The sequence below is a fragment of the Paenibacillus bouchesdurhonensis genome (assembly GCF_900155685.1).
GTDB classification, from domain to species: domain Bacteria; phylum Bacillota; class Bacilli; order Paenibacillales; family Paenibacillaceae; genus Fontibacillus; species Fontibacillus bouchesdurhonensis.
Genome location: NZ_LT732548.1, coordinates 2538841 through 2556843 on the forward strand (window position 1 = coordinate 2538841; position 18003 = coordinate 2556843).

The 18003-nt window shown below is 49.8% G+C and carries 21 protein-coding genes; all 21 read left to right on the top strand.

The window, feature by feature from the left end; genetic code table 11:
• Positions 1–348: a 2Fe-2S iron-sulfur cluster-binding protein gene (locus tag CZ379_RS15715; RefSeq protein ID WP_110932481.1), complete on the top strand. Its 348-nt coding sequence runs from the start codon at positions 1–3 to the stop codon at positions 346–348.
• Positions 349–390: 42 nt separating this feature from the next.
• Positions 391–1134: a hypothetical protein gene (locus tag CZ379_RS15720; RefSeq protein WP_110932482.1), complete on the top strand. Its 744-nt coding sequence runs from the start codon at positions 391–393 to the stop codon at positions 1132–1134.
• Positions 1135–1445: 311 nt separating this feature from the next.
• Positions 1446–2924 (top strand): stage IV sporulation protein A, encoded by a 1479-nt coding sequence (gene spoIVA, locus CZ379_RS15725; protein ID WP_110934407.1) that lies wholly within the window; start codon positions 1446–1448, stop codon positions 2922–2924.
• A 153-nt stretch (positions 2925–3077) separates the two neighbouring features.
• A complete protein-coding gene (locus tag CZ379_RS15730) occupies positions 3078–4190 on the top strand; it encodes a sugar ABC transporter substrate-binding protein (RefSeq protein WP_110932483.1) in 1113 nt (370 codons plus the stop codon).
• Between the two features lie 114 nt (positions 4191–4304).
• Positions 4305–5795, top strand: coding sequence for a sugar ABC transporter ATP-binding protein (locus CZ379_RS15735; protein ID WP_110934408.1), 1491 nt, complete (start codon positions 4305–4307; stop codon positions 5793–5795).
• A gap of 11 nt (positions 5796–5806) precedes the next feature.
• Entirely contained in the window at positions 5807–6778 is a 972-nt protein-coding gene (locus tag CZ379_RS15740; protein WP_407668704.1) for an ABC transporter permease, read from the top strand.
• A 181-nt stretch (positions 6779–6959) separates the two neighbouring features.
• Positions 6960–7232 carry an HU family DNA-binding protein gene (locus CZ379_RS15745; RefSeq protein ID WP_110932485.1) on the top strand — a complete coding sequence of 91 codons (273 nt, stop codon included), beginning with the start codon at positions 6960–6962 and terminating at the stop codon, positions 7230–7232.
• A gap of 112 nt (positions 7233–7344) precedes the next feature.
• Positions 7345–7605, top strand: coding sequence for a trp RNA-binding attenuation protein MtrB (mtrB, locus tag CZ379_RS15750; RefSeq protein WP_110932486.1), 261 nt, complete (start codon positions 7345–7347; stop codon positions 7603–7605).
• Between the two features lie 101 nt (positions 7606–7706).
• Complete coding sequence (locus CZ379_RS15755; protein WP_110932487.1) at positions 7707–8249, top strand: hypothetical protein; 543 nt, start codon at positions 7707–7709, stop codon at positions 8247–8249.
• Between the two features lie 160 nt (positions 8250–8409).
• Complete coding sequence (locus CZ379_RS15760) at positions 8410–9276, top strand: heptaprenyl diphosphate synthase component 1 (RefSeq protein ID WP_110932488.1); 867 nt, start codon at positions 8410–8412, stop codon at positions 9274–9276.
• A gap of 14 nt (positions 9277–9290) precedes the next feature.
• Positions 9291–10016, top strand: coding sequence for a demethylmenaquinone methyltransferase (locus CZ379_RS15765; protein ID WP_110932489.1), 726 nt, complete (start codon positions 9291–9293; stop codon positions 10014–10016).
• Positions 10009–10881, top strand: coding sequence for a UbiA-like polyprenyltransferase (locus CZ379_RS15770; RefSeq protein ID WP_110932490.1), 873 nt, complete (start codon positions 10009–10011; stop codon positions 10879–10881). The genes CZ379_RS15765 and CZ379_RS15770 overlap by 8 nt, the downstream gene beginning before the upstream one ends.
• A complete protein-coding gene (locus tag CZ379_RS15775; protein WP_110932491.1) occupies positions 10881–11510 on the top strand; it encodes a UbiX family flavin prenyltransferase in 630 nt (209 codons plus the stop codon). The genes CZ379_RS15770 and CZ379_RS15775 overlap by 1 nt, the downstream gene beginning before the upstream one ends.
• Positions 11491–12357, top strand: coding sequence for a menaquinone biosynthetic enzyme MqnA/MqnD family protein (locus CZ379_RS15780; protein WP_110932492.1), 867 nt, complete (start codon positions 11491–11493; stop codon positions 12355–12357). Before CZ379_RS15775 ends, CZ379_RS15780 begins: the two co-directional genes overlap by 20 nt.
• Positions 12354–13328 (top strand): polyprenyl synthetase family protein, encoded by a 975-nt coding sequence (locus CZ379_RS15785; protein ID WP_110932493.1) that lies wholly within the window; start codon positions 12354–12356, stop codon positions 13326–13328. Before CZ379_RS15780 ends, CZ379_RS15785 begins: the two co-directional genes overlap by 4 nt.
• A gap of 140 nt (positions 13329–13468) precedes the next feature.
• A complete protein-coding gene (gene ndk / locus CZ379_RS15790) occupies positions 13469–13912 on the top strand; it encodes a nucleoside-diphosphate kinase (protein ID WP_110932494.1) in 444 nt (147 codons plus the stop codon).
• The gene (locus tag CZ379_RS15795; protein ID WP_110932495.1) at positions 13903–14733 is read left to right on the top strand and encodes a CheR family methyltransferase; all 831 of its coding nucleotides are present in this window, start codon (positions 13903–13905) and stop codon (positions 14731–14733) included. The genes ndk and CZ379_RS15795 overlap by 10 nt, the downstream gene beginning before the upstream one ends.
• Before the next feature lie 60 nt (positions 14734–14793).
• Complete coding sequence (locus CZ379_RS26250) at positions 14794–14964, top strand: hypothetical protein (RefSeq protein WP_199925629.1); 171 nt, start codon at positions 14794–14796, stop codon at positions 14962–14964.
• A 203-nt stretch (positions 14965–15167) separates the two neighbouring features.
• Complete coding sequence (gene aroC, locus CZ379_RS15800; RefSeq protein ID WP_110932496.1) at positions 15168–16337, top strand: chorismate synthase; 1170 nt, start codon at positions 15168–15170, stop codon at positions 16335–16337.
• Positions 16337–17440 carry a 3-dehydroquinate synthase gene (gene aroB, locus CZ379_RS15805; RefSeq protein WP_110932497.1) on the top strand — a complete coding sequence of 368 codons (1104 nt, stop codon included), beginning with the start codon at positions 16337–16339 and terminating at the stop codon, positions 17438–17440. The genes aroC and aroB overlap by 1 nt, the downstream gene beginning before the upstream one ends.
• Positions 17433–17807 carry a chorismate mutase gene (aroH, locus tag CZ379_RS15810; protein ID WP_110932498.1) on the top strand — a complete coding sequence of 125 codons (375 nt, stop codon included), beginning with the start codon at positions 17433–17435 and terminating at the stop codon, positions 17805–17807. The genes aroB and aroH overlap by 8 nt, the downstream gene beginning before the upstream one ends.
• Positions 17808–18003: the final 196 nt, after the last annotated feature.

Below are 18003 nucleotides of genomic sequence, written 5' to 3' on the forward strand. Positions count from 1 at the left end.
GTGGAGCTTAAAGTCAGATTTATGCCCCAGGATAAGGCCGTCAAAGTCCGTCCGGGGACTACTGTTCTCCGCGCGGCACGCGATGCCAGAGTTCATATTGCTACACGATGCGGGGGCAATGCAGGCTGCCTGATGTGTAAAGTGGAGGTTGAAGCCGAGCATAGAGGAGCTTTAGCCTCTCCGACCACTGCGGAGCAGCGCAAACTGGGCCCATTACTGGATCAGGGAATCCGTTTGGCCTGTCAAGCTGTAATTCGGGGTTCGGCTGAGGTACGTTTGCCTGAAGATCCCCTGAAGGCAGCTATCCGCAAGCAGCTTGAACGGCAGCAAGAGGATGATTTATGGTAAGAAAACTAGCTTGAGGTATGATATTGCAAAGGATGAAGAGCTTTGAACAAGACTTTAGTTCGGTATACGGTAAGTATCCTTATATTTGTCGCAGGGATATCTCTACTGTCAGGCTGTATGTACCCGGGCGGCCGACAGCAAGAACAAGGGGTATCTTACCGCGAGAGCGTCGAGCGAATCCAAAGCGCGATCGATGCTTTCCAGCAGGATAAAGGTATTTTACCGATTATTACAGCTGGTGAAGAGGTGCCGAGGTACGAGAAATTTCGAATTGATCTTGATAAGCTGAATAAGCAGGGATATATCGACCAAATACCGGCAACAGCTTTCGAGCAAGGAGGAAGCGCTTATTTTCTTGTCATAAATGAAGAGGTTGATCCGGCGGTTAAAGTGATGGATCTGGTCACGATGCAGAAAGTAAACGATGTTCAAAGACTCGTGGATCAGTACGGGAGATCTCATTCGGGACAATGGCCGATCTCTGGAGGGAATGAAGTGTATCCAGGTCTTCATGAGATCGATTTACAGAAGATTCGCGGGGAAGAGCATGCGCTTGCTAGTGTATATTCCAGACAGCCACTGCCTTATTTAATCGATGGGGAAGGGCGTGTTTACGTTGATTATGCCTGGGATATTATGCAGGCTGTCGATAAATCCGGCAAGTCAGTGAACGAAGATCAATCCGATCTTAGAGTGCTGCTGACGGAGCAGTCCTACTTCGTCCCGGTGAAATCTCTGCCTTATGCTTGGAAGGGTGGCGTGCCCGTACCCCAACTCGAAAAGTGAGCCCCTAGCACAATAAGCTGTTTATTGTTGATTATGCCTTTCTATGATCCGTTCATAGGAAGGTATTTTTCGTATGTCTAGAATTGAAATGATGAACATACAATGGTGATATGGCGGAAACCGTGGTGCGGGAGGTCGCGGCTGAATCGTAAAAAAAAGTAGGCTCGGACGGTATAATCCGTCATAATAGTGCATTTGCTACATATGATGTTACTAGTCCAAATGAATGTACGAGTTGTTGTAAATAGCGAAGCGGATGCTCTCAAAGCATTTTTCCTTCGGCGAATTTTGAGGAGGGGATATCATTGGTATTGGAGAAAGTGGACATTTACAAGGACATTGCCGAACGCACCGGAGGAGATATCTATCTTGGTGTGGTCGGAGCCGTCCGTACCGGAAAATCGACCTTTATTAAACGCTTCATGGAAACCGTTGTTCTTCCGAACATTTCCAGCGAAGCGGATCGGATCCGTGCAGTGGATGAACTTCCGCAAAGCGCAGCCGGCAAAACAATCATGACGACCGAGCCGAAATTTGTGCCAAATAATGCCGTGCAAATCAAAGTAGCAGAAGGACTGGAAGTGAATGTACGGCTCGTTGATTGTGTTGGCTATGCCGTCGAAGGAGCTAAAGGCTATGAGGACGAGAATGGCCCGCGCATGATCTCTACCCCGTGGTTCGAGGAGCCGATTCCTTTTCAGGAAGCAGCGGAGATCGGTACGCGCAAGGTCATTCAAGAGCATTCGACGTTAGGCGTTGTGGTGACCACGGACGGCACGATCGCGGACATTCCGCGCTATTCCTACGTGGAATCCGAAGAGCGCGTCATTGCTGAGTTGAAGGAAGTCGGCAAGCCGTTTGTCCTAGTCATTAATTCAACGCGACCGACGAGCGAGGAAGTGCAGCAGCTTCGCGGAGAATTGTCCGTTAAATATGACATTCCAGTGATCGCTTTAAGCGCAGCCTCGATGACGGAGGAGGACGTGACCGGCGTCCTGCGGGAAGTGTTGTATGAATTCCCGGTACATGAAGTCAATGTGAATCTACCGAGCTGGGTCATGGTGCTGAATGAGAATCACTGGCTGCGCAGCAATTACGAGAATTCGGTCCGTGATACGGTAAAAGATATCCGGCGCCTTCGCGACGTCGACCGGGTTGTGAGCAATTTCCTGGAGTATGAGTTCATCGACCGAGCCGGACTCAGCGGCCTGAATATGGGGCAAGGCGTAGCGGAAATTGATTTATACGCGCCGGATGAACTGTATGATCAAATCCTGATGGAGGTCGTCGGCGTTGAAATCAGAGGCAAGGATCATTTGCTGCAGCTGATGCAGGAGTTCACGCATGCGAAGAAGGAATATGACCGCTTTGCGGAAGCGCTGGAGATGGTCAAGACAACCGGCTATGGAATCGCCGCTCCATCCCTCGCGGAAATGGCGCTGGATGAGCCGGAGCTGATCCGCCAAGGCTCCAGGTTTGGGGTTCGCCTCAAAGCGACGGCTCCGTCGATTCATATGATCCGGGTGGACGTGGAGTCTGAATTCGCTCCGATCATCGGCACAGAGAAGCAAAGTGAGGAACTGGTTCGCTACTTAATGCAGGACTTTGAGAATGACCCGATCAAAATTTGGGAATCCGATATTTTTGGCCGCTCCCTGCACTCCATCGTTAGAGAAGGAATCCAGGGTAAAATCGCCATGATGCCAGATAATGCCCGCTATAAATTACAGGAGACGCTGGGACGGATTATCAACGAGGGCTCGGGCGGACTTATTGCCATAATTTTATAAAAGAATACTAATTCCCAACCGTGCACCAAGCTGAAATGGCTGTGTGCGGTTTTTTATTTTTATAAAATAGTAAAAACCGATTTACATACTTGGGATTAAGTTATATATTATTCTATAATGAATTTTATAGATACATATCAAGGGGGAGAAACAATGAATAAAATCACATTTTGGCAAAAAAGCTGGGCAACGGCGCTTATTCTATTGCTGGTGCTCGTTGTTAGCGCCTGCGGAATTAAGAAGGAGCCTGCGGCAGCTCCGGCAACGGAGTCGGCATCAGTGGCGGAGCAAGGCAATGAGGCTGTAGACGTTAGCGGTAAAGAGCTTGCAGGCAAGAAGGTAGCGCTGATTATGGAGTTCAATACAGGGACGTTCTCGCAGCAGTATGTGCAGGGCGTGACGGAAGAAGTGAAGAAGTTTGGCGGGGAGCTGACTACCTTCGTAGCGGAAAATGATAAAGCGAAAATGTCCTCACTGCTTGAATCTGCGGTTAATCAAAATTTTGACATAATTTTGACGGATCATGGTGCGGCAGAGTTTTTAGAGCCTGGCATCAAGAAAGCAGTTGAGAAGGGGATTGCGGTTGTCGTATTCGATGCGCTGGTTGAAGTGCCCGGTGTAACTGTATTGTCTCAGGACGATCAAAGCATGGCGGCATTGTCCCTGGAGCAACTGAAGCAGGATTCGGGAGGCAAAGGAAATATCGTCAAGGTCTGGGTAGCCGGGTTTGCACCAATGGAACGCAGAGACGTGGAATACAAGAAGTTTTTAGAAGATAACCCGGAGATGAAGGAAATCGCCAGCTTTGGAACGGCTTCCAATCCAGCTCTTGATTCGCAGACACAAATGGAAGCCATTTTGAAGAGATATCCGAAAGGCGAAATTACGGCGGTATGGGCCGCTTGGGACGAGTTCGCCAAAGGAGCGGCCAGAGCGATTCAACTCGCCGGACGTGATGAGATTAAAGTATACGGTATTGATTTAAGCGACGAGGATTTGCAAATCATTCAAGACCCGGAGAGCCCGTGGGTAGCTTCCGCAGCTGTAGATCCAAAGGATATCGGCCGTGTGCAGGTCAGATATGCTTACCAGAAACTGCATGGCGATGAGACCGAGGACAAAGTGGTTCTTCAGGCCGTGCTTGTCACGCGGGATGCGCTGCCTGATCAGCAGGTATCCACGGATGATCTATCCGAGTATGTAGAGGGCTGGGGAGGCTCCAAACAAGGCATTGAAGAGTGGATGAAAGAGTATGGCGTAGAATAAGGAGCCGGAGGCTGTAAAATGCGAAGAGCGCGCCGAGAGGCGCGCTTTTTAAGTAGGGAGTGCTGTTAAGTGGCATTAGCAAAAAAAACGACTGAACAACAATATGTGCTGGAAATGACGAGGATCACGAAGTCGTTTGCCGGCGTTCCCGCCCTTCACGGCGTGGATTTCAGCTTAAGGAGCGGGGAGGTACATGCGCTGCTTGGGGCCAATGGGGCCGGCAAAAGCACATTAATGAAGATCGTATCCGGAGCTTATGAATACGATGAAGGCACGATGCTGCTAGAGGGGCAGGCCGTTAGGCATAAATCGCCTGCAGATGCTAAGAAACGCGGCATCCACTGCGTCTATCAGGAAGTAGATGCAAGTCTTGTTCCTCAGCTGACGGTCGCCGAGAACGTCATGCTGGACGTGATCGGAGCTGCGGATGGCAGGGCATGGCTAAGCCCAAAACGCCAGGTCAGGGAGGCGGAGCAAATCCTTGCATCGCTGCAAGTGAACATTCCAGTCAAGAAGAAGGTTGCCGACTTAAGCATCGCGGAGAAGCAGATGGTGCTGCTGGCGCGGATCGTCAGACAAGAAGCGAAGGTCATTATCTTTGACGAGCCAACGGCTCCGCTGAGCGGATCGGAGGCGGATACCTTTTTCCGTATTTTGAGTGAGCTCAAGCATCGGGGGACAGCATGCGTCTTTATTACCCACCGGTTGCCTGAAGTGATGGAGCATGCCGATTATGTCACCGTGATGCGGGATGGGAGGAAGGTGCACTCCGGCACGGTAGAGGCATTAAGTATGGAGGGGCTTGTCGCACAAATGCTGGGCAAGACATTTGCCGAAGAGTTCCCCAAAATCCCGGCGAAGATCGGCGAAGTCATATTGAACGTTAACGGACTGCGGCAGGGACGGAAGGTCAAAGGCGTCGACCTTACAGTGCGCAGCGGACAAATCGTGGCGGTCGTCGGGCTGGTTGGCGCCGGAAAGACCGAAATCGCCAGAATGCTCGCGGGCGCGGAACGGCCGGATGGCGGCGAAATTTATGTGCACGGCAGGCGCATGCGGTTTAAGCAGCCGGCTGACGCGATTCAAGGAGGCATTGTCAGCGTACCCGAAGAACGGCGCAAGCAGGGAATCGTCATCCAGGAGTCTGTGGAGCGCAATATCAGCCTGCCGCTGCTCGACCGCATCAGCAAATTCAGCTTTATTTCCGGTCGCCGGGAGCGGGGGCTGGCTGAGCGTACAATAGCCTCATTGGGCATTAAGACGGCTTCATCGAAGCTGCCAGTAAAATATTTAAGCGGCGGAAACCAGCAAAAGGTGGCAATTGGCAAGTGGCTGGAGAAAGAGGCGGATATATTCCTGTTCGATGAACCGACCAAAGGGGTGGATATCGGGGCGAAAAGCGATATTTTCCGTATTATTGGGCAATTGGCTGCCGCAGGCAAAGGGGTGCTGTACTTGACTAGCGAATTGGATGAGGGGTTGGGTATCGGGGACGTCATCGCCATATTGTACGATGGCAGTATTGCAGCCGTGCTGCCGCGCAGCGAGGCAACTTTGGAGAAGATTTTGTATTATGCAAGCGGCGGACAGGAGGAAAAATTGTGAAAGACAGATTGATGAATGTAACGTTCCGTTATGGAACGATAACGGTTGTGCTGGCAGTCATCGCTTTTTTTTCGATCAAGCTGCCTTATTTTTTTACTTATAGCAATCTTAGCGATATTTTGAATTCGATCGCAATTGTCACTTTTGTGGCAATCGGCGTTACGCTGTCGCTGGCAGTGGATGGCTTCGACTTATCCGTCGGCTCGACGGTTTCGCTGACCACCGTTGTCTCGGCATCGCTGATGATTTGGTATCAGATGCCGCTCTATGTCGTTATTATTTTTCCACTATTGATCGGTGCGCTAATCGGTTTGCTTAATGCTTTTTTGATTATCAAAATGAGAATTCCGGATTTGCTGGCAACATTGGCGATGATGTATATTGTAGCAGGAATCCAGAAGACTTATGCCCAAGGATACACGATTTATAACAATATGCAGTTCCCGGACGGCAGTAAAGCTGCGGGGAAAATGGATAAAACATTCCTGCTATTGGGTCAAGGAGAGGTACTTGGCATTCCGATCAGTGTTATTCTCCTAATCTTCTTCGTTGCTATAGTGCACCTGTTTCTGACCCGGACGAAGTATGGACGGCAAATCTATATTACGGGCGGTAATGAAGAGGCGGCAAGACTGTCCGGGATCAAGGTGAAAAAAGTGCGGATGTTCGCCTATATGGCGTCCGGCGTCTTTGCAGCCATCGGCGGCTTGCTCTTCGCTTCCCGGGTGGGCTCCGGGCAAATCGATGCCGGTGCCCCTTTATTGATGGAGGCCGTCGCTGCAACTTTTGTTGGCTTCTCCGTCTTCGGTGCAGGCAAGCCGAACATTATCGGCACCTTTATCGGCTCCGTGCTCATCGGCGTGCTTGTCAATGGACTGACGATGATGAACGTGCAATATTTTGCGCATGACATCGTAAAGGGCTCGGTGCTGGTGCTGGCATTATCGATCACTTTTTACGTATTAAATCGATCTAGAACTTAAAAAACTTGAAATTATAGATGGGCTGTATTACTATAAGTTTGTTCCGCGATGTTGCTTGTCTCGGTAAATGAACTTTTTACTGGGCAAAATTCCAGTAATAATGTAGTATAACGTATATTCTGCGGTAAAACGGAAACACAGAATATCAGTGATGTAATTTTCTATGGGGAGGTGAATTTTAATGAATAAATCCGATTTGGTAAACCAAGTTGCTGAAAGCACCGAGCTTTCCAAGAAAGATGCAACTAAGGCAGTTGATGCTGTATTTGAAGCGATCTCCACAGCGCTGCAAAACGGTGACAAAGTTCAACTGGTTGGTTTTGGCAACTTTGAAGTTCGCGAACGTTCCGCCCGTAAAGGACGTAACCCGCAAACAGGAGAGGAAATCGAAATCCCTGCGAGCAAAATTCCTGCATTCAAACCAGGTAAAGCTCTCAAAGACGGAATTAAATAAAGATTTCTACATATCTTCTCTGATATAAAAGTCCGTGGGCTATCGTTCACGGCCTTTTCTTTTAGAAAAAAAGAATGTAGAGGTCATTTATCCGATGGGAGGAAGGCACAGGATGGATCAGCACAATCAGAATGCCGGAAGCGGTGACGAGCGAAACGTAAATAACGGAGATTATTTCGTCGTCAAAGCGAAGGAGCAGGGTGTTCAGGTCATCGGGCTTACCCGCGGCAAGGACACGCGTTTCCATCATACGGAGAAGCTGGACAAGGGTGAGGTGCTCATCGCCCAATTTACCGACCACACGTCGGCGGTGAAAATTAGAGGTAAAGCTGTCGTAATGACCAAGCACGGCAGAATCGATACGGAAGAATGATTTTGATTTTGCAGGCATAGCCTGCTTTTTTTAATTGTACAATGGGGTATAGAGGTAATGGGCATAATAATACCAGGTCATAAACCAAGGGAGAATGCCTCATGAAGCGAACCATTATTGTACAAACACTGTTCATTTCACTGGGTTGCATTGCTTTGCTGACCGCTTTATCCTGGCTTACCGGAAAAGTGGGCGAAGTGCGGCCTGTCCATGCCGCTTTATCGGAGAAGCATGGGCAGCCTTCCGTGCTGAAGAATGATAACCTTGTCGATGAGCTCATCGCCTGGGAGCTGTATGTTCCCGTCGATAAAGTCGAACTGAGCGGAAGTATTCTAGCGATTGACTTCAAAGTGACTGAGGGAGCAGGCAATGCCGAATGGCTATACCAAGGTCTGGCGCAGGCCGTTGACCGTTCTTTTCAGAACACGAGCAACATTCAGCGGTTGCTGGTGAGGTTCATTGCAGAGGATCGGTGGCTCGGAAATAAGTATCTGCTGCTAGCCGCGGATGTCCGCAGGGGAGAGTGGCCGACCGATGCGCTGGAGGAGCTGCGAGCCTGGGGCGATCGCGAATTAAGCCATGAAATGAAAAGCTGGTTCAGAGTCACGGAAACGAATCTGTGGAAGACGATGATCCATAAGTAATTCGTGCATGGCTGCAAGCTAATATTTTATTGCGAAATAAGCGCCGCATCTTGTGCGCGGCGAAATAACATATGCTATAATAGACAGGATTGTGACATCTCCATGAATTTCTTCTGAAATTATGCAGAGATTGTCAGTATTAGCGGCTCGGAGGCAGAGGATGAAACCTTATCGCATAACTGAAATGGCACATAAATATGTCGGATACGACATGATTACCAACCACACGGCGCTTCCGGAATATCCGGTTGCCCGTGTTCGTTTGCTTTATATGTTTTTAAATCTTCGTGACAACGGCAAAATAGGGGCGCATGAGACATCGGCCTTAGCGGCGTTTCTTGTTCAGCTTGGACTCGATACCCATGATATGATCGATGTGGATTCTACTTGCAAAGCAGAACGGAGCATGCGATCCCGCCAGCTGAAGGTACTGGCGGGCGACTATTTCAGCAGCCTGTTCTATGAATTGCTGGCGAAGGCGGGACAGATTGAACTGGTGTCTTCCATGAGCTCAGCGATTTGTGAAGTAAATCGGCTGAAGGTTGGACTGTATAACCGACTGAAGAAGCTGCTGTCTACGGAGGAGTATTTGAAGGAATGCACGCATATCAAAATGGGATTGTTCCAGTCCTTCTCCCACTTGCTGGACAAGTCGTTGCAAAACCTGTGGAGATTGCTGCTGGTTGAGCTCAGTCGCTGCGAGGTCGTACTGGGCGAGATGAAGGCGAGCGGCATGCTGCCGGAAGAACGCCAAGGCTATGCCTATTTGCGTATTATGGAGACGGGAACCGTAGAAGACAAGGAAGTCCTATCGCGTCGTAAAATAGATAAGCGTGAATGGTCTTCGCTTCTCGCAAAATACGATGTGAATGAGCAGCTTGCTCACAAGCTTCACCAATCCGTTGAGCGGGTGCAGGCGCTGGTACACGAATTGAAGGGCGATAAAGAGCAGTCCGAGTTGACCGCCATTGTCGAACCATTTCGTGCTGCGCTGGCCATGCAGCGACGTGCGATGCAGGAAGGGTAAGGTGATTGACAATTATGAATAATTCTACTTCTGGGCCGAAGGAGCAGTTTGTCCATTCGGTATTCGAGAGCATCGCTCCTAAGTATGACATGATGAATGATATCCTGAGCTTTAGACGGCATAAAGCCTGGCGCAAGTTTACGATGAACAAGATGAAGATGTCGTCCGGGGATACAGCGATAGATCTTTGCTGCGGAACTTGCGATTGGACGATCAGCATGGCGGAAGCCAGCGGAGGGCAAATTACCGGCCTGGATTTCAGCGAGAATATGCTGCAATTCGGTCGGAACAAGGTGAATATGCGCGGGCTGGGGGAGCGCATTGCGCTGGTTCAAGGGAATGCGATGGCGCTTCCTTTTGAAGATAATACATTTGATTATGCCACTATTGGCTTCGGTCTTCGCAATGTGCCCGACTTGTATCAGGTGCTCCGCGAAATGCGGCGGGTTGTAAAGCCTGGGGGCATGGTTGTCTGTCTGGAATTGTCCAAGCCTACCTGGCAGCCGTTTAAAGGCCTCTATTATTTTTATTTCGAGAAAGTGCTGCCGCTGCTCGGCAAGCTGTTCGCCAAACGCTATGAGCAGTATAAATGGCTTCCCGATTCGCTCTCCGCGTTCCCAGGAAGGGCTGAGCTGGCGCAAATATTTCGGGAGACTGGACTTCAGAAGGTCGAAGCGTATCCTTTAACGGGTGGAATCGCCGCCTTACATATCGGAACGAAGGAGACGCCTTATGCTTAGAAAAGCTGTTGTTTTTTTGCAAATGATTAAGTTCGAACATACTGTATTCGCTCTGCCCTTTGCCTTCATGGGCTCACTGCTCGGCTCGGTGATGATTCACCAGGCGCTTCCGTCCTGGGGGCAGATCGGCTGGGTGCTGTTGGCGATGTTTGGTGCCAGAAGCGCGGCCATGGGGCTGAACCGTCTCATTGACAGGGTGAGCGATAAGAAGAACCCCCGCACAGCAAACCGAGCAATACCGGCCGGGCTGCTGAAGATCGGTGAAGTCATCGTGTTTATCATCCTATCATTTGCCCTGCTGTTCTGGGCTGCGGCCGAGCTAGATCCCTTGGCGATGAAGCTGCTGCCGATTGCCGTCCTGATGCTTGTTCTGTACTCATACACTAAGCGTTTTACCTGGCTCTGCCATGTCGTGCTCGGCTTGACGATCGCGTTGGCTCCGCTCGGCGGCTGGGTCGCCGTGACGGGCAAGGTGGATCTTACGGCGATGATTCTGTTTGCTACCGTGACTTTTTGGGTTGCTGGTTTCGATATCGTATACGCTTGCCAGGATATGGAGTTCGATAAGAAGGAAGGGCTCTACTCCATCCCAGTGCGATTTGGGATTGCGGCTTCATTGAAAATAGCCCAAGCCTTCCACGTCGTGACCGCTATTGGATTTATCGCTCTACTGCTGCTTAGCGATCTGGGCTGGTGGTATATCGCTGGAATGATAATCGCTTATCTAATTTTATTCTATGAGCATTATATCGTATCGCCAGGTGACCTTAGCCGCTTGCAGACCTCCTTCTTTCTGATGAATGGCGTACTTAGCATTGTGGTATTTTCGTTTACCTTGATAGACTTGGTGGTGCGTCATACTTGATGACGAGCAGCGAAGGAAAACGCAAAGGAATTGTTGTAGGGATTACGGGTGCCAGCGGCTCGATTTACGGAGTGAAATTAATTCAATCCTTGCTGCAGCTGGGTTATACGGTGCATCTGGTCATTACGAATGCAGGCTGGAGAGTCATCAAAGAGGAGCTGGGCTGGAATACTTCAGATCGCGAAGCCGTGCTTCGCGAGCACTTTGCCGATTTTGCGGGGCAGTATGTCTATCACCCTATCGCTGATATCGGCGCTTCGATTGCCAGCGGTTCTTATTTAGTCGATAGTATGATCGTCATGCCGTGCTCCATGGGTACCTTGTCGGGGATCGCCCACGGGACATCGGACAATCTGCTCACCCGCGCAGCGGACGTGATGCTTAAGGAAGGGCGCCCGCTCGTCCTTGTCCCACGCGAAACCCCGCTGCATGCGATCCATTTGGAGAACATGCTGAAGCTGGCCAGGCTTGGAGTACGGATCGTACCAGCCATGCCGGCCTTTTATTTCAGTCCGCAGAATATCGATGACCTGGTCTCTTTCTTGGTAGGTAAAGTACTCGACAGCCTAAGAATTGAACATAATCTGTTTACCAGATGGGGGGAGCAAAGTGAAGAGCAGGGACAATGACGACGTATTGATTGGACGGATAAAATATAGCAACGTTTGGCCCGTATTTCATTATTTTAATCCGGATAGTCTGCCCGGCAGTCCTCGCCTGGTCACTGAAGTACCCTCGGTGCTGAACCGGGGAATGCTCAGTGGGTTGCTTGACATCGCACCGGTCTCCTCGTTTGCTTTCGGACTCGGCTGGGAACGTCTCTTGCTGTTGCCTGGGCTATCCGTAAGCTCGGACGGCCCCGTGAATTCGATTCTCTTATTTTCTCGGAAGCCACCGGAGGAGATTGGCAGTGGCGTCATCGCACTGACCAACACCTCCGCGACCTCTGTTAACCTGCTTAAGATTATTATGGAGAAGGCTTATGGCGGGAAACCGTCGTACTGGGACAGCGCGCCGAACCTGGATGTTATGATGGAGAACAGCGATGCGGCACTCTTGATCGGCGACCATGCGATAGAGGCTTCATGGCGGAATCATGATTATATCGTGACGGATTTAGGGGAAGTCTGGAAGAGATGGACAGGTTACGGAATGACCTTTGCGGTATGGGCCGTGCAGAAGTCATTCGCCGAGGAGAGCTCGGTTTTACTATCGCGCATTTGCTCGGCCTTTGAAGAAAGCAAGCGCCGGAGCTTGAACGATTTAAGCCCGTTAGTGGAGCAGGCATGCCGGATCATCGGCGGGACACCCCAATATTGGCGCCATTATTTTAACAATCTATGTTATGATTTTAACGATGAGCAGCAGAATGGATTAGCATTATACTTCTCTTATGCTCGGGAGCTGGGACTTCTGGAGAACGAGGTAAGAATGAATATATGGAGTGACAATACGTTGATACGGGTGAAAGAATGAAACTAATGGATATTTTCGGTACATTGAAGAAAGATATGGACTTCATCGAACGGCAGTTGTACCGGAGCATCGAAGGCGATGAGCAATTGCTGAAGGATACCTCGCTTCATCTACTGAAGGCGGGAGGCAAGCGATTGCGCCCGATTTTCGTGCTGCTGGGTGGTAAATTCGGCACATATGATTTAAATCGGCTGCAGTATGTGGCCGTGCCGCTTGAACTGATCCACTCGGCTTCGCTCGTTCACGATGATGTGATCGATGATGCGGGAACGCGGCGAGGCAAGCCGACGGTAAAGGCGAAGTGGGACAATAAAATTGCAATGTATACGGGGGACTATATTTATGCCAAAGCATTAATGCTGGCCACTCAGTTGCCCAACCCGGAGGTACATCAAATTTTGTCCAAAGCACTGGTGCAAATGTCGATCGGCGAAATGGAGCAGATTCGGGATTTTTTCAATACGGAGCAATCCGTCCGCCATTATTTATTGCGGATTCGCCGCAAGACTGCTCTGCTGATCGCGATTAGCTGCCAACTCGGCGCGGTGGTCGCGGGAGCCTCTCCTCAAATCAGCTCGCTCTTGTATCGATATGGCTACAATATCGGCATGGCCTTTCAGATTCGCGATGATCTTCTCGACCTGTGCGGCACGGAGAAGAGTATCGGCAAGCCGCCGGGCAGCGATATGCGTCAAGGGAATATAACAATTCCGGTGATTTATACGCTTGAGTATCCAGAGCTGAGGAAACCTCTGCTTGAGGCGATTGACGGGATACGCAGTGGAGATGGCGGTAATCATAGTTCCGAAGCGATAAGTATTATCAAGTCTGGCCCGGGCATAGCGCGAGCAGAGCAGCTGGCAGAGACTTTTACCGATAAAGCATTGGCAGCTCTGGATCAGCTTCCAGAGAGCAAAGCGAGAACTCATTTGAAAGAGATCGCTCTATTTGTTAATAAACGTTCATACTAGGGAAGAAGCCGCCATTAGCATGTTAATTTTTGTGGTACCCACATTACCTTTTTTCTGGTAAAATACGCTGTAGTTCCAGCTTAAATGGATGGAATAATTAGTCGAAGTAGTCAATGTGACAACATTATGGGAGGTTAACCATGGAACGGACATTTTTAATGGTCAAGCCAGATGGAGTTCAGCGCGGTTTGGTGGGAAGAATCATTAGCCGCTTTGAAGACAAAGGATTGAAGTTGATTGCGGGCAAGCTCGTGCATGTCACGGAAGAGCAGGCCAAGCGTCATTATGCCGAGCATGAAGGTAAGCCTTTCTTTGAAAGCCTTGTACGCTTTATTACATCGGGTCCGGTGTTCGCAATGGTATGGCAGGGGGATGATGTTGTTACCTTATCTCGGATGGTGATCGGTAAAACTCAGGTTACGGATGCTCTACCGGGTACGATTCGCGGAGACTTCGCCGCACATACGCCATTTAACCTTATTCATGGTTCTGACGGTTTGGAGAGCGCAGAACGGGAAATCGCCAATTTTTTTGAGCCTCACGAAATACTTAACTACTCCAGAAGCATAGATCCATGGATATGAGAGATTTGACTTCCGATCCGGTTCGCTTGAATCAGGAAGGTGCCCCCGATCCGGACTATATTGGCTTTATCAGCAATATCAAAAAGCTTACAGGAATTGATTTAGCGAAGTACAAAGAGGCTCAGATGAAACGGCGCTTAACTACGCTTCGAAATAAGAACGGATATTCATCCTTTTCAACATTTTACTCCGCAATGACGACAGATAAGGCTCTATTCTACGAATTCCTGGACAAAATGACGATCAACGTATCCGAGTTTTGGCGAAATCCGAATCGCTGGGAGACGCTGAGAGATGTTGTCCTACCCGAGCTTGCGGCTGGAAAATCAAGGCTTCGGGTGTGGAGCGCTGCTTGTTCGACTGGAGAAGAACCGTATACGCTGGCTATGATCCTGAATGATCACGGTCTTCTGCAGAATACATATTTGCTGGCTACCGATATTGATGACGGTGCACTTGGTAAGGCGGCAGAAGGATTATATCTGGAGCGATCGCTTAAGGATGTTCCGCCCGATGTGGCCAAGCGGTATTTTACACCGGAAGGTATGATGTATCGTTTTGACGGCAAGCTGAAGAAGGCGGTTACATTCAAGAAGCAAAATATGCTGCTCGATGAGTTTGAAGAGGGTTTTGATCTTATCGTATGCCGCAACGTCATGATCTATTTCACGGAAGAAGCGAAGCAGCAGCTTTACCATCGATTTGCCAAGGCGCTTCGTCCGGGCGGCATATTGTTCGTAGGCAGCACGGAACAAATATTCTCTCCCGGAAATTATGGCTTGGAGGCTTCGGAAACTTTTTTCTACCGCAAGAAAGATTGATGTATATTCGTGGAAGTCTTGCCCGATACTTGGAATATCCAATGTCGTGGAGGGTTAGTCATGGATAAGAGAAAAGTGATCGACGCTTATCGGAGAGGGTTCCTGACGCCACAGGAATGCGCGCAAGTGCTTGGCGTGGAACGCGGCCAGTTAAACGGACTGCTGGACTTGCAGGCTGATTCGTTGCGGATTGTCACGGCTTCGGCAAACAACCGTCCGGCTTCAAGCTAGTCCAGTAGATATGATCCAGGCGCACCGTAGTTACTGTGAGGACAGTAACTACGGTGCGTTTTTAATAGCCATAGATGACTGCTGAATGATGGCCGCTCTGTAAAGGCTTCCTTGTCAAAAGGAAAGAACGTATACTATAATTAGCAAAGATATGTTCGGATTTTAGCTCTTTACTGTTTAGAAGTTTAAAGGGGGAACGCATCATGAGTTTGCGGTATTTGACAGCGGGAGAGACGCATGGCCCTCAGCTTACGGCGATTATTGAAGGCATGCCGAGCAATCTCGATTTGGATTTCGATGCGCTTAATTTTGAACTTGCCCGACGCCAGAAGGGGTACGGAAGAGGTCGGCGGATGCAGATCGAGAAGGATACCGCCCAAATCGTCGGCGGGGTACGCCATGGTTATACGACAGGTGCGCCGATAGCCCTCGTCGTGGAGAATAATGACTGGAAGCACTGGAAGAACATAATGAATATTGAGCCGATCGAAGGCACGGATGAAGAGAAGCGGCGGGTACACCGTCCTCGTCCTGGCCATGCGGATTTGAACGGTGGCCTTAAATACAGCCATAAGGATTTGCGTAACGTCCTGGAGCGCTCCAGCGCGCGTGAGACGGCAATTCGTGTCGCTTGCGGTGCGGTAGCCAAGCAGCTGCTAGGACATTTCGGAATCAAGGTCGCCGGCCAAGTCATCCGGATCGGCGAGATTGAAGCGCCGGCACACAACCTGCCGATCGACGAATTGATTCGCGTGACGGAGGAATCGTCCGTCCGCGTCGCTGACCCGGAGATTGAGAAGCGGATGGAGGCTTACATTGATCAGATCAAAGCCGAAGGGGATTCCATCGGCGGAATCGTCGAATGTATCGTTGAAGGAGTGCCTGTTGGACTTGGCAGCCATGTTCAATACGATCGCAAGCTGGATGGCAGAATCGCTCAGGCTGTCATGTCGATTAATGCTTTCAAAGGGGTGGAAATCGGCATCGGTTTTGAAGCGGGCAGACTGCCTGGATCTCAAGTCCATGATGAAATCCTGTACAATTCTGAGCTTGGATACTACCGTGCCAGCAATCGGCTTGGCGGCTTTGAGGGCGGGATGACGAATGGCATGCCTGTCGTCGTTCGAGGCGTAATGAAGCCGATTCCAACGTTATATAAACCGCTGCAAAGCGTCGATATCGATACGAAAGAGCCGTTTACGGCTCAGGTTGAACGCTCTGACGCCTGTGCGGTTCCGGCGGCGAGCGTCGTTCTTGAGAATGTCGTCGCTTGGGAAATTGCCAAGGCGTTCCTTGAAAAGTTCGGCGGCGACTCGATTGAAGAGATTGAACGCAATGTGCAAAATTACAAAAAACAGTTGGAGAGTTATTAATGAGAACGTTAATGGTAGATTTGGGGGATCGTTCATATCCCATTTATATTGGCGAAGGTTTGCTGCATAAGTCCGGGGATTATTTCAAGCAGCACGAATTGACAACGAAAAGTCCAGTACTGATCGTTTCCGATGAGAATATCGCCCCGAAATATTTGCATGTCGTGGAGAGCTCGCTGCAGGCTAGCGGATATCGCACCGTCAGCTCCGTCGTCAAAGCCGGTGAGAAATCTAAATCGCTTGATGTCTTCGAAGAGGTAATGACTGCGGCCATTGAAGGCGGTCTCGACCGTAAGTCGACCGTAGTAGCCTTAGGAGGCGGAGTTGTTGGCGACCTGGCGGGCTTTGTAGCGGCATCGTTCATGCGCGGAGTACACTTTGTGCAGATGCCGACGACGATCTTGGCGCATGACAGCAGTGTAGGGGGGAAAGTGGCTGTCAATCATCGTTTAGCCAAAAATATGATTGGCGCATTCCATCAGCCCACGATGGTGCTCTATGACGTAGATACGCTGAAGACTTTGCCGGAAAGAGATGTTCGATCCGGTCTGTCCGAAATGATCAAGCATGGCTTGATCTGGGACGAAAAATTCGCCGATTGGTGCCGGGATAATGCGGAGCAACTGCTGGCGCTTGATCGCGAAGCTCTCACTTATGGGCTGACAGAGGGCTGCTCCATTAAAGCGAAGGTGGTTTCCTCCGACGAAACGGAGCAGGGGCTCCGGGCGATCCTTAACCTGGGCCATACGATTGGCCATGCGCTTGAAGCTATCGGCGGATATGGCGAATTCTTGCATGGCGAGGCCATTTCCATCGGTATGGCTGCTTCGGCCCTGCTTGCTGTGAACCGGGGCAGAGATCGTTCCATTTACTGGGAAACGACGGCCTTGCTGCGCAAATTCGGCTTGCCGACAACGATTCCAGGACATCTGAACGACGAGGATATCATTTCGGCGATGCTGCATGATAAGAAGTTTAAAGAAAACAAAATCGTCTTTGTATTGCCTGTCCGTATTGGAGAGGTAGAAATCGTATCCGACATGACGTTGGATGAAGTGCGTAGAGTGATCACTGAATTGAAGGGGGAAGGGCAGCATGTATAATCGAGGTATTCGTGGAGCTACGACGGTCACCCGCAATGATGAGACAGAAATTTTGCAGGAAACGGCTGTTCTCCTGAAAGATATCGTCGCTCGAAATGAAATCGAGCCAGAGGACATTTGCAGTGTATGGATAACGGTGACGGCTGATTTGGATGCAACTTTTCCAGCTCGCGCCATTCGGGTGTTGAAGGGATGGGAGCTGGTTCCCCTTATGTGTTCGACAGAAATTCCGGTCAAAGGCAGCTTGCCGATGTGCATTAGGTTTCTCATTCAGGTGAATACAAATAAGAGCCAGCGTGAGATGAAGCATGTGTATTTGAATGAAGCGAAGAGTTTACGTCCAGATTTGGCGGCGTCAGGTTCTTAGAAAATTTTAGTTTTATAAGGTTGCCAACGAACATGGAATCATGTATATTAAAAACAGTATTTAGTGTTTTATGAGCTGAGTAGAGTTGAGATGAGCAGAGTTTAGCCGAGTTGCAGTATTCCTGAGCACAGTATAGAAGGACGATAGTTATAGATTCGGATATTCTTATTAATGATGAGTAGGGGCATAGTGTCTC

Bases quoted from the DNA above. Each gene is read 5' to 3' on its own strand.
- CZ379_RS15730 (WP_110932483.1), top strand. From the start codon at position 3,078: ATGAATAAAATCACATTTTGGCAAAAAAGCTGGGCAACGGCGCTTATT.
- CZ379_RS15735 (WP_110934408.1), top strand. From the start codon at position 4,305: ATGACGAGGATCACGAAGTCGTTTGCCGGCGTTCCCGCCCTTCACGGC.
- CZ379_RS15740 (WP_407668704.1), top strand. From the start codon at position 5,807: ATGAATGTAACGTTCCGTTATGGAACGATAACGGTTGTGCTGGCAGTC.
- CZ379_RS15745 (WP_110932485.1), top strand. From the start codon at position 6,960: ATGAATAAATCCGATTTGGTAAACCAAGTTGCTGAAAGCACCGAGCTT.
- mtrB (WP_110932486.1), top strand. From the start codon at position 7,345: ATGGATCAGCACAATCAGAATGCCGGAAGCGGTGACGAGCGAAACGTA.
- CZ379_RS15755 (WP_110932487.1), top strand. From the start codon at position 7,707: ATGAAGCGAACCATTATTGTACAAACACTGTTCATTTCACTGGGTTGC.
- CZ379_RS15760 (WP_110932488.1), top strand. From the start codon at position 8,410: ATGAAACCTTATCGCATAACTGAAATGGCACATAAATATGTCGGATAC.
- CZ379_RS15765 (WP_110932489.1), top strand. From the start codon at position 9,291: ATGAATAATTCTACTTCTGGGCCGAAGGAGCAGTTTGTCCATTCGGTA.
- CZ379_RS15770 (WP_110932490.1), top strand. From the start codon at position 10,009: ATGCTTAGAAAAGCTGTTGTTTTTTTGCAAATGATTAAGTTCGAACAT.
- CZ379_RS15775 (WP_110932491.1), top strand. From the start codon at position 10,881: ATGACGAGCAGCGAAGGAAAACGCAAAGGAATTGTTGTAGGGATTACG.
- CZ379_RS15785 (WP_110932493.1), top strand. From the start codon at position 12,354: ATGAAACTAATGGATATTTTCGGTACATTGAAGAAAGATATGGACTTC.
- ndk (WP_110932494.1), top strand. From the start codon at position 13,469: ATGGAACGGACATTTTTAATGGTCAAGCCAGATGGAGTTCAGCGCGGT.
- CZ379_RS15795 (WP_110932495.1), top strand. From the start codon at position 13,903: ATGGATATGAGAGATTTGACTTCCGATCCGGTTCGCTTGAATCAGGAA.
- CZ379_RS26250 (WP_199925629.1), top strand. From the start codon at position 14,794: ATGGATAAGAGAAAAGTGATCGACGCTTATCGGAGAGGGTTCCTGACG.
- aroC (WP_110932496.1), top strand. From the start codon at position 15,168: ATGAGTTTGCGGTATTTGACAGCGGGAGAGACGCATGGCCCTCAGCTT.
- aroB (WP_110932497.1), top strand. From the start codon at position 16,337: ATGAGAACGTTAATGGTAGATTTGGGGGATCGTTCATATCCCATTTAT.
- aroH (WP_110932498.1), top strand. From the start codon at position 17,433: ATGTATAATCGAGGTATTCGTGGAGCTACGACGGTCACCCGCAATGAT.